This is a genomic window from Arthrobacter sp. 10N44_2 (assembly GCF_056394385.1).
In genome coordinates, this window is the sequence record NZ_JBFTHT010000001.1 from 463,898 (window position 1) to 477,483 (window position 13,586).

General features: G+C 66.9%; 14 protein-coding genes. 5 read left to right on the forward strand and 9 right to left on the reverse strand.

What is annotated here, in order from left to right:
- Window positions 1–121 precede the first annotated feature (121 nt).
- The gene (locus AC1DBX_RS02285) at window positions 122–1,219 is read left to right on the forward strand and encodes an AAA family ATPase (protein ID WP_476930984.1); all 1,098 of its coding nucleotides are present in this window, start codon (window positions 122–124) and stop codon (window positions 1,217–1,219) included.
- Between the two features lie 15 nt (window positions 1,220–1,234).
- On the opposite strand, the gene AC1DBX_RS02290 is transcribed toward AC1DBX_RS02285, so the two are convergent.
- The 3 genes from AC1DBX_RS02290 to AC1DBX_RS02300 all read right to left on the reverse strand — a co-directional run bounded on the left by AC1DBX_RS02290 (window position 1,235) and on the right by AC1DBX_RS02300 (window position 4,463).
- Window positions 1,235–1,672 carry a VOC family protein gene (locus tag AC1DBX_RS02290; RefSeq protein ID WP_476930985.1) on the reverse strand — a complete coding sequence of 146 codons (438 nt, stop codon included), beginning with the start codon at window positions 1,670–1,672 and terminating at the stop codon, window positions 1,235–1,237.
- Between the two features lie 186 nt (window positions 1,673–1,858).
- Entirely contained in the window at window positions 1,859–3,145 is a 1,287-nt protein-coding gene (locus AC1DBX_RS02295) for an FAD-dependent oxidoreductase (RefSeq protein ID WP_476930986.1), read from the reverse strand.
- Window positions 3,138–4,463 (reverse strand): MFS transporter, encoded by a 1,326-nt coding sequence (locus AC1DBX_RS02300; RefSeq protein WP_476930987.1) that lies wholly within the window; start codon window positions 4,461–4,463, stop codon window positions 3,138–3,140. The genes AC1DBX_RS02295 and AC1DBX_RS02300 overlap by 8 nt, the downstream gene beginning before the upstream one ends.
- A gap of 49 nt (window positions 4,464–4,512) precedes the next feature.
- Here AC1DBX_RS02300 and AC1DBX_RS02305 point away from each other — a divergent pair, with 49 nt between their 5' ends.
- From AC1DBX_RS02305 to AC1DBX_RS02320, 4 genes are all read left to right on the forward strand, one after another.
- Window positions 4,513–5,334, forward strand: coding sequence for an IclR family transcriptional regulator (locus AC1DBX_RS02305; protein ID WP_476930988.1), 822 nt, complete (start codon window positions 4,513–4,515; stop codon window positions 5,332–5,334).
- Between the two features lie 119 nt (window positions 5,335–5,453).
- Complete coding sequence (locus AC1DBX_RS02310) at window positions 5,454–6,584, forward strand: cupin domain-containing protein (protein ID WP_476855850.1); 1,131 nt, start codon at window positions 5,454–5,456, stop codon at window positions 6,582–6,584.
- A complete protein-coding gene (locus AC1DBX_RS02315; protein ID WP_476930989.1) occupies window positions 6,584–7,420 on the forward strand; it encodes a fumarylacetoacetate hydrolase family protein in 837 nt (278 codons plus the stop codon). Before AC1DBX_RS02310 ends, AC1DBX_RS02315 begins: the two co-directional genes overlap by 1 nt.
- Window positions 7,420–8,178, forward strand: a complete 759-nt coding sequence (locus AC1DBX_RS02320; protein WP_476930990.1) for a maleylpyruvate isomerase family mycothiol-dependent enzyme — start codon at window positions 7,420–7,422, stop codon at window positions 8,176–8,178. Before AC1DBX_RS02315 ends, AC1DBX_RS02320 begins: the two co-directional genes overlap by 1 nt.
- A gap of 74 nt (window positions 8,179–8,252) precedes the next feature.
- Here AC1DBX_RS02320 and AC1DBX_RS02325 read toward each other — a convergent pair whose 3' ends face one another.
- The 6 genes from AC1DBX_RS02325 to AC1DBX_RS02350 form a co-directional block, all read right to left on the reverse strand.
- Complete coding sequence (locus AC1DBX_RS02325) at window positions 8,253–9,710, reverse strand: MFS transporter (protein WP_476930991.1); 1,458 nt, start codon at window positions 9,708–9,710, stop codon at window positions 8,253–8,255.
- A 90-nt stretch (window positions 9,711–9,800) separates the two neighbouring features.
- The gene (locus AC1DBX_RS02330; protein WP_476930992.1) at window positions 9,801–10,274 is read right to left on the reverse strand and encodes a MarR family winged helix-turn-helix transcriptional regulator; all 474 of its coding nucleotides are present in this window, start codon (window positions 10,272–10,274) and stop codon (window positions 9,801–9,803) included.
- Between the two features lie 35 nt (window positions 10,275–10,309).
- Window positions 10,310–10,924, reverse strand: coding sequence for a TetR/AcrR family transcriptional regulator (locus tag AC1DBX_RS02335; RefSeq protein WP_223916318.1), 615 nt, complete (start codon window positions 10,922–10,924; stop codon window positions 10,310–10,312).
- Window positions 10,925–10,933: 9 nt separating this feature from the next.
- Window positions 10,934–12,196: an NAD(P)/FAD-dependent oxidoreductase gene (locus tag AC1DBX_RS02340; RefSeq protein ID WP_476870814.1), complete on the reverse strand. Its 1,263-nt coding sequence runs from the start codon at window positions 12,194–12,196 to the stop codon at window positions 10,934–10,936.
- Window positions 12,193–12,387: a ferredoxin gene (locus tag AC1DBX_RS02345; protein WP_476850891.1), complete on the reverse strand. Its 195-nt coding sequence runs from the start codon at window positions 12,385–12,387 to the stop codon at window positions 12,193–12,195. Before AC1DBX_RS02345 ends, AC1DBX_RS02340 begins: the two co-directional genes overlap by 4 nt.
- Window positions 12,384–13,556, reverse strand: a complete 1,173-nt coding sequence (locus AC1DBX_RS02350; RefSeq protein WP_476858541.1) for a cytochrome P450 — start codon at window positions 13,554–13,556, stop codon at window positions 12,384–12,386. Before AC1DBX_RS02350 ends, AC1DBX_RS02345 begins: the two co-directional genes overlap by 4 nt.
- Window positions 13,557–13,586: the final 30 nt, after the last annotated feature.

A 13,586-nucleotide genomic window follows, 5' to 3' on the forward strand; every position in this document is an offset into this window, starting at 1 on the left:
GCCTGACGCTGCATATTCGCCCTGCAAGAGCTCCCGGGGCTTTGCGGGATGTGGCGACTGATAGTGTGATACCAGTTTCACCACTTTCACCACTTTCACCTACTTTCACCCTGGAGGTCCCGTGCGGAACCCCTTCAAGCCCACCGCAGGAGCCACACCGCCGGACTTGATTGGGCGGGCCGGGCTCTTGGATGAATTCGAGTACGGCCTGCAGCAAGGCTCGGGAGCGCCCGGGCTTTTGACCATCATCACCGGATCCAGAGGCATCGGCAAGACAGTCATGCTGAGCGCCGCGGAACGGATCGCAGGGACTCACGGCTGGGCGGTTATCTCCCGAACAGCAAACCCCGGTTTCCTCGCCGGAATCGGCGACGACATGCTTCGGCTTGTCGAGGAGCTCGGAGACGGGCCCCCAACACGGAAAATCACAGCATTCTCGGCGGCAGGGTTCGGACTAACAACGCAACTCCCCCAGGAACGGAGTGCCGACTGGCGGCGGACCGGGAACGACCTTCTGCGGCTGTTGGACGCAAAAGGTACAGGACTCGTTATCACCATCGACGAGATACATGCGGTCGACCGCACAGAAATTTCCCAACTGGCCGCTGAAGTGCAGCATTTCATCCGCGACGGACTGCCCATCGGCCTCATCTTCGCCGGCCTGCCATCCGCCGTCTCCGACCTCCTAAATGAAGGAGTGGCGACCTTCCTGCGACGCGCCGACAGGATCAATCTCCACGAGGCAGCCATCGCCGAAGTCACCGCATCCTACAGCGAGCTCTTCAGTGAGGGAGGAATAGGCGTCTCCCCCGGCCTCGTCAGTGAAGCCGCGGAGGCTACCGAGGGCTACCCCTTCCTTATTCAGCTTGTGGGCTACTACCTCTGGCTGGAGGCGGGAAAGGCCAACTGGAAACTGGATGAGAGCAGCGTGCACAGCGCCATCACCGCCGCTCAAAGACGAAACACATTAGTAGTCGTCGAGTCAGCACTATCGGATATCTCGGACAAGGACCGCGAGTTCCTCGACGCCATGGCCCTTCAGGATGGACCATCGGCAGCGGGCCTGATCGGAAACATCATGACGGCCAAGCCCAACGTGGTGTCCAAGTACCGAAAGAGACTCATCGCCGCGGGACTGATCGAGTCAGCCGGCTACGGCAAGGTGGACTTCGCAATCCCCGGACTCCGCCAATACCTCCGCGAAACAGCGTCGGCCTGAAGCAGTGACATGACGTCAGCGGAGCTCCTCGACCAGCCCGATGATGATTCCGGCGGGGCCGCGGACGTAGCAGAAACGGTAGATGTCCCCATACTCTGCCACCTCCCCCACGAGTTCGGCGCCGTGGGCGCGCAGGCGCTCGAGGACGGCGTCGACGTCGTCGACGACGAACGTAAGGCGCGGGATGCCCGGGGTGTTGACCGGCGCCCTGGGCGCAGGGCTGGTGGCAGCCGGCGCGTGGAACGTCGACAGCTCAACCCGGCCGTGGCCGTCCGGGGTCCGCACGACGGCGATGTCCGCCCGGACGCCGTCAAGCCCGACGAGCTGGTCCACCCATTCTCCCTCGACTGCTGCCTCGCCCTCCAGTTCAAGGCCCAGTTCGACGAAGAACGCGATAGCGGCCGCGAGATCCTCGACCACAACTCCGACGTGATCCATCCTGTAAATCGTCATGCCACACAGCCTAGGGGGACCGAGAATTCTTGCCGTTGACGAACACCGTGCGTCGACAACATCCAGGAATCGGCGGAAAGTTCGCCCTGGATCATGACGGAAGAAGCTCCGGGCCGGCTCCTTGAAGAAGCCGGCCCGGAGCTCGTAACGGGTCACCCAAGGACGGCCCGTCGCCCGGAGCCCGGATTAGGCGGAAATCTTGTCCGCCATGCCGGAGTGTGCCGCGCGGGCCGCCGGCACACCGTCGCCGTCCTGCCCGTACAGCCAGTCGTTGTACCGGAAATCGTTGTCCATCCGGCTCTTGAAGAGCAGGTTGCGCAGCGTCCGGGCCAGCCCGGAAACGTGCCAGGATTCGCCCCAGACGCGGGCGGTGCGCTGGACCCTGGCGGTGCGGCCGGCGCGGAGGTTGTTGAATTCCTTGATCGCGCCGTCCCAGGCTGCGGGGTTGACGCCGTCGGCGGTGAACACGGTGCCGGTGGTGACGTCCTGCAGCACTGCCGCGTCCTCGAGCGCCTGGCAGGCGCCCTGGGCCAGGTACTGCAGCATCGGGTGCGCGGCGTCGCCCATCAGCACCATCCGTCCGGCCACCCAGTTTTCGATCGGATCGCGGTCGTACATGGGCCAGCGCATGCTGGTGCCCAGGTTTTTCAGCGCAGCCCGGACGGCGGGGACGCAGTCCTTGTACGCGGCCTCGAGCTCGTCGACTCCCCCGTACTGCTCCTCGCCGCGCTCAAAGGAGGCGGACTTGAAAACGGCCACGGTGTTCAGCAGCTCGCCCTTGCGCAGCGGGTACTGCACGAGGTGGCAGTCCGGTCCGAGGTAGACAATGACGTCCTCGAGGTCCGCCTTGGGTGTGTGTTCGGTAATCGGCACGGTGCCGCGGTAGGCGACGTAGGCCGAGGGGACCGGCTCGTCGCCGGCAACGAGCGGGCGCAGGGTGGACTTGAGCCCGTCGGCGCCGATGACGACGTCGGCCTCGTAGTCCACACCGGCGGCCGTGTGGGCCACTCCCCTGCCGTTCACGGTCTCCACGCTCTCGACCATGACATCGTTGACCAGATTCACGCCCGCCGCTTCGCAGCCCTCGAGCAGGACCCGGTGCAGGTCGCTGCGGTGGATCACCACGTAGGGCGCACCGTAGCGTTCTTCGAATTCCCCGCCGAGGCTCTGGCGCGTGAGCTCCTCGCCGGTGACGGCGTCGCGGAAGACCAGGTGCTTGGGCTGGACGCCAATCTCCAGGGCCTTGTCCAGCAGGCCCCAGCGCTTCAGGACGCGGGAGGCGTTGGGCGCCATCTGCAGCCCGGCGCCGACCTCGCCGAATTCGGGCGCCCGCTCCACGAGGGTGACGTCGGCGCCGCTTTCCCGCAGCGCGAGGGCTCCGGCCAATCCGGCCATTCCCCCTCCGATGACGAGGACATCGGTGGACCGGCCGTCGGTGGACAGGAAACTGGTGGACGGGACGTGCTCAGACATTGCTTGCTCCTGTTAGTGAAGGGGAGGTTGAGAGTTTTGATTTGAGTTTGAGCCCGACGGCGGCCAGCAGGACCGCTGCTATCGCGGCTGCACCGGCGAAGGCCAGGAAATTGGAATTGACGCCCAGTCCAGCAGCCAGCAGGAGGCCACCGATCTGGGGTGCGGCGACGGCGCCGATGCGGCCGGTCCCCAGTGCCCAGCCCAGCGCGGTCCCGCGCAGGTGCCCGGGATAGTGGCTCGCGACGGCGGCGATGATGAGGCACTGCGTGCCGTGGGTGCCGACGCCGGCGAGGACCAGCATGAGGTACACGACGGTGACCGGCGGTCCCGCAACCAGGACCACGAGAGCGCCGGCGGCGACGGCGGCCGCGGCGATCGCCGTCGGAATCGGACCGAAGCGGGTCCCGGCCCAGGCCGTGATCACCGAGCCGGCCACCGCACCCAGGTTGAGGGCCAGGGCGAAGGTCAGGGCGGAGCCCAGGTTGTAGCCGGCCAGCTGCATGAGGTTGGGCAGCCAGGTTCCCAGCCCGTACCAGGCGAACAGGGTAGCGATCGTCGCGAGGGCGAACAGCAGGCTCACCCCCAGGTAAGGGGCGCGGAGCAGGGACTTGAAGCCGATCGGCTCTTTGAGGTTGCGAGTTCCCCTGTCCGCGGCACTGACCGGGGCCAGCGTCTCGGGCAGGTATTTCAGTCCGAGAGGCACCACGATCATCAGTGCGAGCACGGCCACGAGGAACATGGACTCCCAGCCGAAGGCAGGGATCAGCTGGATGCCGACGAGGGCGGCGATGGACCCGCCGATCGGGACGCCGGACATCATCAGGGTGGCGATGGTGGACCGCCACTTAGTGGGGACCAGTTCGGCAACGAGGGCGTTCGCCGAGGGCACCAGGCCACCGAGCCCGATGCCCGCCAAGAGCCGCAGCCCCCCGAATGCGGCCGCATTGGGGGCGAAGGCGCAGAGGATGGTGAAAATCGAAAAGACGATGGCGCAACCCAGGATGGTGCGGCGGCGGCCCCACGAGTCGGCCATCCGGCCGGCGAAGATCGCCCCGATCATCATGCCGACGAAAGCCATGGAACCAATCGTCCCGGCGGTGGCCTTGGTCAGCCCCCATCCGGTCTCGGAGATCAGGGAGGACTGGACCGTGCCGTAGACGATCAGGTCGTAGCCATCGAAGACCACTAACAGCCAGCAGACCAGGACGGCGGCTGCCGAGCCTTTGGAGAACCGTGATGCGGGCCCACCAACGGTTGAGGGGGCAGAGGCCCCCGGCGAAGACCGTTGCGGCACTGCAACAGATTGTGTGTGATTCATGCCACTCACTGTCCTAGCCGCCGCAGGTGAACCACAATACAATTCTGATGTGCAGAACAACCCATCCGCCAGAGCGGCCCGCAAGCCCGTCCAGAAACGGCCCACCTATTCCATCGAGGCGGTGGACAACGCGCTGCAGCTCCTCCAGCTGCTCCGCGACGGCGGAGCACTCCGGCTCAAGGACGCCGCCGAGGAGCTGGGCGTGGCGCCGTCCACCGCCCACCGCCTGCTGGCGATGTTGGTCTACCGGGGATTCGCCGTGCAGGATGAAACGCGCCGCTATGTCCCCGGCCCGGCAATGGGCGTCGGGCCGGCCGGCCTGAGCTGGACCCGGCTGCTCCGATCCCTGGCCCAGCCGCACATGGAGCTTCTCTCTGCACGGCTCGACGAGACGGTGAACCTCATGGTGCGGGTGGGGACGAAAGTGCGCTTCCTGGCGACGGTGGAAGGGAACAATGTGCTGCGGGTTGGTGACCGGCAGGGGACGGTGATGGCGGCCAACAAAACGTCCGGAGGCAAGGCCATGCTCGCCGAACTGGAACCGCCGATGATCGACCAGCTCTTTCGCAGCAACAATGCCGAGATTGGCGGGGACACCATTGCCGCTGCGGAGTACCCGGCGTTCCTGCGTGAGCTTGAATCCGTCCGCAGTAACGGATTCGCGGCCAATTTTGAAGGCACGGAAGAGGGCGTGAGCGCGCTCGGGATGGCCCTGCACAACCGGCACGGGCACGTGGTCGGCGCACTCAGCGTCGCCACCCCCGCGACCCGCTTCCGCCGCGTGTTTGACGCCGGGCTGGTCCCCGCCCTGCGGGAAACCTGCCGGCAGCTGGAGATCGACATCGCGGCCAACCCGGCCGAGCCGGACTGAGCGCCGCGGGAGCCCGGTTCCGGGAATTCTGACCAGCAGAATATGTTGGGGGTCACACACCGGCATCCGTAGAGTCGAACTACGCCAACGAACTGTTCTGACCTACCGAGGAGGCCCACGTGTCCATCAGCGCCGAGAACACGACTCACGAATCAGTGGCCGCGGGGCACACTGCTCCGGAGCCGACGCCCGAAGAAGCTGCCCAGCTCAAAGAGCTGTACCGGGATTTTGACCGCGAAAACCTGATCCCGCTGTGGACCGAGATCGCAGACCTCATGCCGATGGTCCCGACCCCCAAGGCGGTCCCCCACGTCTGGCGGTGGAGCGACCTGTACCCGCTGGCTGCCCGTGCCGGCGATCTGGTCCCGGTGGGCCGGGGCGGGGAACGCCGGGCCATCGCCCTGGCCAATCCCGGCCTGGCCGGGACGCCGTACGCCACACCCACGCTGTGGGCAGCCATCCAGTACCTCGGCGCCCGCGAAACGGCGCCCGAACACCGTCACTCGCAAAACGCCTTCCGCTTCGTCGTCGAGGGCGAAGGGGTCTGGACTGTGGTGAACGGGGACCCGGTGCGGATGTCCCGCGGCGACTTCCTGCTGACGCCGGGCTGGAACTTCCACGGGCACCACAACGACACCGATGAGCCGATGGCCTGGATCGACGGCCTGGACATCCCGTTCGTGCACTACGCTGACGCCGGCTTCTTCGAATTCGGCACCGAGCGCGTCACCGACGAGGCCACCCCGGACATCTCCCGCTCCGAGCGGCTCTGGGCGCACCCGGGCTTGCGCCCGCTGTCGGGCCTGGATGACACCACGAGTTCCCCCATCGCGGCCTACCGCTGGGAACACACGGACCGTGCCCTGTCCGAGCAGCTGCTGCTCGAGGACGAGGGCCATCCGGCCACTGTGTCCCAGGGCCACGCCGCCGTCCGCTACACCAACCCCACCACCGGTGGGGACGTGATGCCGACCATCCGCGCCGAATTCCACCGGCTCCGCGCCGGGGCCAGCACCGAAGCGGTCCGCGAGGTGGGCTCCAGCGTCTGGCAGGTCTTTGAAGGCTCCGGCTCGGTGGTCCTCAACGGCGAAACCCGGACCCTGGCCAAGGGCGACCTCTTCGTGGTCCCGTCCTGGCAGGAATGGTCGCTGCAGGCCGGAACCCAGTTTGATCTGTTCCGCTTCAGTGACGCCCCCATTTTTGAACGGCTGAACTTCAACCGCACCTACATCGAAGGACGCAACAAGTAATGAGACTTCTCACCCTCCGCACCTCTGTTGGAGACAAAACAGTTAATAAGGCTGTCCGCCAGGACGGCGACACCCTGACCGAGATCGACGGCTTTGCCGACGTCGGAGAACTGCTCCGCACCCAGGACTGGGAAGCAACCGCTAAGGCGGCGGCCGGCGCCACGCACCCTCTCGAGGGCGCCGACCTGGACGCCGTCGTGCCCTCCCCCGGCAAGATCATCTGCGTGGGCCACAACTACCGCAACCACATCAAGGAAATGGGCCGGGAAGTCCCCGAGTTCCCCACCCTGTTCGCCAAGTACCAGGAATCCCTGATCGGCCCCAACGATGACCTGGCGCTGCCGCAGGAATCCGACGCCGTCGACTGGGAAGCCGAACTCGCCGTCGTGATCGGCAAAAAGGGCCGCCGGATCAGCGAAGCCGACGCCGCGGACCACATCGCCGGCTACGCCGTCCTGAACGACGTGTCCATGCGGGACTACCAGTTCCGCACCATCCAGTGGCTGCAGGGCAAGACCTGGGAGAAGTCCACCCCGTTCGGCCCCGCCCTGGTCACCAAGGACGAGTTCACCGCCGGGCCGCTGATGACCTCCGCGGTCGACGGCGAAATCCAGCAGAGCACCCCGACCGGTGACCTCGTGTTCACCCCGGAGTTCCTGGTCTCCTACATTTCCACGATCATCACGCTGAACCCGGGCGACGTGATCGCAACCGGCACCCCGGGCGGCGTGGGCCACGCCCAGGACCCGAAGCGCTACCTGCAGGAAGGCCAGATCCTGGTCACCACCATCGAGGGACTGGGCCAGCTGAAGAACCGCGTCATCAAGGAAGCCTGATGGTTGCCCGCCAGGACCAGACGACGGACCCGGAACTGCTCGCGGCGCTGCTGCAGGCGCGGCGCGGCACGGCGTTCTTCGCCCGCAAGCTCAACGAGCTCTCCGACGCGGAACTCGACGGCGATTCGCTGCTGCCGGGCTGGACCCGCCGCCACATCACGGCGCACATCGGCTACAACGCCCGGGCGATCGCCCGGCTCATCGAGTGGGCGGCCACCGGAGTGGAGACCCCCATGTACGCCTCCACTGCGGTCCGGGACCACGAGATCGACTTCGGCGCCACGCTGAGCCCGATCGCGCTCCGGCACCTCTTCGACCACTCGGCCGTGCACCTGAACGTCGAATGGCGGGACCTGCCCGGGGACGCCTGGCACCACAAAGTCCGCACCATCCAGGGCCGGGAAGTGCCCGCCACGGAAACGGTGTGGATGCGCAGCCGCGAAGTCTGGATGCACGCCGTCGACCTCGACAACGGCGCGAGCTTCACCGACATCCCGGCGCCGGTGCTGGAACGGCTGCTGGCGGACATTACCGGCGCCTGGCACACCCGCGGCACCGATCAAGGCCTCGTCGTCACGGTCACCGACCGCGGTCTGACCTTCGGGGACACGGCGTCGGCGACCCCCACCGTGGTCTCCGGACCGCTGGCCGCCGTCGTCGAATGGGCCGCCGGCCGCGGCAATGGCGGCGTCACCGCTACCGGGCCCGGCACTGAAGCGAAAGACGGGACGGTTCCAGCCGCCCCGAAGTGGATTTGAGCACTGGCTCAACGGTCGTGAAAGCGGAAGGCCCCCTCGGCGAGGGGGCCTTCCGCTTTTCGTGTTTGGTTGCGTCAGCCCAGGTGCACGACTGGAGTATCGCCAGCTGATCCGGTGAACGTCTCGCGGTCGATGTTGATGAGCAGCAGGGCTACAGGGGCAATCAGGATCGCGACGCCTGCGGCCCAGAGGAACACCATGGCATAGCCTGCAGAGAGGGCCGAAAGCGTCGCGCCACCGGCCGTGGCTGCTGCGGCGATGGTGCTGAACAGGGCGATGCCGAGGGAGCCGCCGATCTGCTGCGAGGCGTTGACCAACGCACTGGCCACACCGGAGTCATCCTTGTCCACGCCGAACAGGGCAAGGTTCTGCATGGGCACGAACACCACGCCCAGCCCGATGCCTATGAGAAGCAGGGCGGGGAGCATGTTGACGAAGTAGCTGCCCTCAGCGCTGACCTGGGTGAGCCACAGCATCGCAGCCGCCATGAAGACCGGCCCCACGGCGGTCGGGATTTTGGCCCCCAGTTTCGGCAGGTTCTTCGCGACGAGCGCTGCCGTGATGATTACCGCAACCGTCATCGGCAGCGAAGCCAGCCCGGCGAGGAACGGAGCGAAGCCCAGCACGATTTGGATGTAGAAGTTGATGAACAGGATGCCGCCAATGAGGACAGCGCCGGAAAGGAACGACGCCAGGAAGGCGGCCGCGCGGTTTCGTTCGGTGGCCACGCGCAGCGGCAGGAGCGGATGCCTGACTTTGGTCTCGACCAGGACGAAGAGTGCCAGGAGAACTGCGCCGGCGGCAATGAAGCCCCAGGCTTCGGGGGCATCCCAGCCGTGCTCGGCGTTGGTGAAGCCGTAGACAAGGGATCCAAGGCCGAGGGCTGCCAGAATGACCCCGGGCCAGTCGTGCTTGGTGGACCCCTGGGCCTTGCTTTCACTGACCAGGGACCACACGCCGAAGAGGGCGATGGCGGCAATCGGCACATTCACGAAGAAGCACCAGCGCCAGCTCACGTATTCGGTCAAAAACCCGCCCAGCAGGACACCGGCGGCCGCGCCGACGCCGGTAATGGAACCGAAAATCGCGAACGCCGTGCCGCGGTCCCTTCCGCCAGGGAAGGCGACGGTCAGCAGCGCCAAGGCTGCCGGGGCGAGCAGCGCAGCGAACACGCCCTGCAGCGCGCGGGCGCCGATCAGCTCCCAGGGCTGCTGCGCGATGCCGCCGACCAGGGACGCGGCGGCGAAGCCGACGGCTGCCACAAGGAACGTCCGCTTGCGGCCCCAGAAGTCTGCGATGCGTCCGCCGAGCAGCAGGAAGGCGCCGAAGGCCAGCGCGTAGGCCGTGACCACCCAGGAGCGGGTCGAATCGCTGATCCCCATCTCGAGCTGGAGGCGAGGAAGCGCCAGATTCACGATTGTGCCGTCCAGCACCACCATGAACTGCGCGAGGGCAAGGAACACCAGCGCCCACCAGCGTTTCCCTGGCCTGCTCCCCCGCCGGACGACTGCCTCTTCCAACTGCGTTGCCATACCCATGTCCCATCCTCCAAAGTAGTAATACTTATAAAAGTATAACTATCAAGGACGATGCGTCATGACCGTGGCAGGGGGGGATGTGGGTTACTCGGGTTCGGAGAGTATCGAGGCGAGGCGCTGCAGGGCCGGGAGGCTGGCGGCAATTTGCTCGCGCTCTTCAGGCAGCAGCCGGGAACTGGCCGACTCCAGCGCCTCCGCCCAGGCACCCTCGAGGAGCACCTTGATCCGCTGGGATTCGGCCGTGGGGTGGAGGGCGACGTAGCGCTTGTCCGCGGCGTCGCGGATCCGGGTGACGAGGCCGGCGGCGACCAGCTCACGCAGCTGGACGCTGACGTTGCTGAACTGCCGGCCCAGACGGGAAGCGACTTCCGCGACGGTGATGCCGGGGTGGCTTTCGATGACGCGGAGGATTTCCAGGACGCCGTTGGACAGCGGCCGGACGCCGGTGTCATTGTGCGACTTCCGCCGGACGTCGGCGGAGATGTCGATCACGGCGACGGCCAGGGCCCGGTGGTCGACTGCCTCGTCCAGCACTTCGCCTGCGCCAATACTTTCCATTCAATAAGCATAGGCGTCCGTCTGCGAGGGCAGGCTTAGCCCTCGTCGCAGAGCAGGTGATACCAGTTATCGGCGAGCACCTCGAGGGCATGTTCCCGGTTTGGTTCAAACTTCCGTCGGGTCCAGAGCGTGGCCACGTAGTCGAGCGAGGTGAAGGCAAGGGTGCCGCGAATGTGGTGCGTCTCCTCCGGGAAGCGCCCTGCCAGCTCCATTCCGCGCACGAGGTCCGAGATGACCTCCTCATGCCATCCCTCGACCAAGGCGCGCACTTCGCGATCGATGGCGGCTGCCTCCTCGAGCACGTCGAGGTACGGGCGGAAGACCGGCCAGAGCGCCGCCCGCGACTCCAGCCAGGCCAGGATGCCCGCCAGTTCGCCCGCACGCACGACGTCGACGAGCTCGGCCGCGGTCGATCCCCGTTCGGGGCCGGCCGCGCGGTCCAGTACGGCGTTGACGCGGGCCATGAAGTCCCGCATCAGGTCGCTGCGCGTGGGGTAGTAGGCGTAAAAAGTCACCCGGGTGGTACCGGCCGCAGCGGCGATCTCATCGATCGTCGTCGCGGCGTAGCCCTTCTCGGTGAAGAGCTCCAGCGCCCGTTCGACGATCACGTCGCGGGTCAGCTGCTTCTGGGCTTCTCGCAACGACGACATGGATCAATCCTAACGGTGTTGTGCGGCGTCAGGTTCGAGCGGGCGCGCCGCACGCAGCGCGGCCGGACCGGCGTCGGCGAACCGGCGCAGCTTGGGGACGGGGATCCGGTAGTTGAGCGCGGCGGCGGTGCCGGAACCGTCCGTGTTGTCCCAGCGAAGCAGCATCGAGTCCGCGCCCCCGCCGGGCTCGCAGTAGTCGGGAGGCCCGACAGCCGGCGCGAAGCCCGCCGACTTGAGCGAGAGGCCGAAGCCCTCCGTCCAGAAGTAGGGCTGGAAGTCGAACTCGGGCGCCGCGTCACCCTTCAGGAGGCCGACGCCGGCGACCCTGGCCTGGTCGATGGCGCTGGTCCACAAGGGCACCCGTTCCACCCCGCGGCGGGTCGGGAAGGACGCCACATCGCCGGCGGCGACGATGTCCGACCGGAGCCTGCCGCGCGAATCGACCCGCAGCTCTCCGTCGACGAGAAGGTTCGAGCCGGCGAGCCAGCCGATGTTCGGCTCATCGCCGATGGCGGTGACCACCAAGTCAGCCTCCAGCACGGTGCCGTCGGCCAGGACGACCTTTGCCCCGGCGCCGTGATCGACAAGCCGGGCCTTCCCGCCGCCAACCACGCGCAGTCCGCGCCGGATGGCGGCGGCGGTGAAGATGTCCGCCAGATGGTCGCCGAGCTGACGCGCCAGGGGCTTGCCGTCGGAGACGAGGGTGACCTCGCAGCCCACGTGCACGCAACCGGACGCGACCTCCATGCCCAGCGCTCCGCCGCCGATCACGATAACCGACGGGCGCGATGCGACGCGTTCCTTGAGGAGGATCGCATCCTCGATGGTGCGCAGGGTGAGTTCCCGGTGGGAGCCGTCCCGTTGCGGTCCGGCTGTTCCCTTCTTCTGCGTCTCTTGCGCACCCGCCCCGAGTCGCTTTGCCCGGGAACCCGAAGCGATGACGAGGCCGTCATACGGCAGCTCCCCTCCCCCGTCCAGGCGCACCAGCCGGGCCGCGACGTCCAGGCCCGTGGCGCTGACTCCGAGCAGCTCCGTTGCTTCGTGGGTCGGCTCGGGGAGCACATGGGGTTGGAGTCCGCCGTCGCTGTTCCCGTCGCTTTGCCCGTCGACAGCGTGCAGCAGCGCCTTGGAGAGGGCCGGCCGGCTGTAGGGCTGGTGGCGCTCCGCGCCCACAACGGTGAGCTCGCCGTCGAAGCCGGCCGAGCGCAGCGAGTCGCAGGCCGTGAGCCCGGCGATGCCGTTGCCGACCACCACGATCTTTCGCATCGTCATGCCGCGGCCAATCGCAGTGCGGCAACCGGGCAGACCCTTACCGCCGCCTTCGCGGCGTCCAGGTCAGCCCCTTCCACGTCCGGGACGTCGAGTACCAGCTCGCCTTCATCGTCGAGGTGCATCAGCCGGGGCGCGGCCTCTTCGCAGAGGCCGTGACCCTCGCAGCGCGGCCGGTCAAGTTCGATCCTCATGCTGCCACCACCTTGGCGACCTGGAGCGACTCGAGGCTCCGCGTGATGTTGCTCGGCTCCCGGACCTCATCGGAGATCGTCAGCGTTCTCACCCTGCGGGCAAGCGCCTCAATAATCGCATGCGCTTCCAGTTTCGCCAGGCCCTGGCCGGCGCAGCCGTGCGGTCCGTAGCCGAAGGACAGGTGGTCCACCGGGTTCCGCATCACGTTGAAGGTGTCGGGATCCCCGTAGTGCCGCGGGTCGCGGTTGCCGGCCCCAAAGAGGATGCCCACCTGGGCCCCTGCGGGAATCGTGACGCCCTCGATCTCCACGTCGCGCATTGCCTTGCGGCCCCAGATGTGGACCGGGGCCCAGTAGCGCAGCACTTCGGCGAACGCTGCGGGGACCAGGTCCGGGTTCTTCCGGACCAGGTCGAACTGCTCGGGGTGGCGGCCGAACAGCGCAATGATGTTCCCGATTGACGCGATTGTCGTGTCAACGCCCGCTCCCAGGTACTGGTGGATGATGTGCCCCGCAGAACCTTGGGGAATGTCGCCGCGTGTCTCGGCATCGAAAATACCTCGGCCGATTGAGCCGGGTGTGAGGTCTTCTGCGGTGACCGACGAGCACCAGCCGTAGAGCTCGCCGGCGATCGGGAAGCTCTCCTGGGTGCGCTGGTTCAGCGGGCCGAGGACCTGCATCGCGGCCTGGCCCCAGCGCAGCATGTTGTCCTTGACGTGTCCCTGGAAGCCAATGAGGTCGGCAACGATTTCGATCGGGAAGGCCCGGGCCAGGGAATCGATGGCCTCGAAGCTGCCGCTGGCGGCGAGTTCGGCGACGAGCTTGTCCGCCTTTTCGTCGATGACGACTTTCAGGCCGCGGAGCGCCCGGGGGGTGAGGTTTTGGGACAGCGTGGCGCGGAGCTGGGTGTGGACGGGCGGGTCGGAGGCAAGCGAGGTGCCCTGCAGCGCCTCGTTCACCATGGGGTTGAAACCGATGCTGGTGGACGAGAAGGTCTCCGGATCGCCGAGCGCGTCGCGGATGACGTCGTAGCGCGTCAGGACGTAGAGGTCGTTCTTGGGGAGGTGGACCACTGCGGCCTGCTCGCGGAGCGCGGCGTAGGTAGGGTAAGGGTCGACCAGGATGTCGTCGTCCCAGATGTCGATGCCGGATTCGGTGGGTGCAGTCACGGTGTTCTCCTTGCGGAAGGTAGGTGGTCA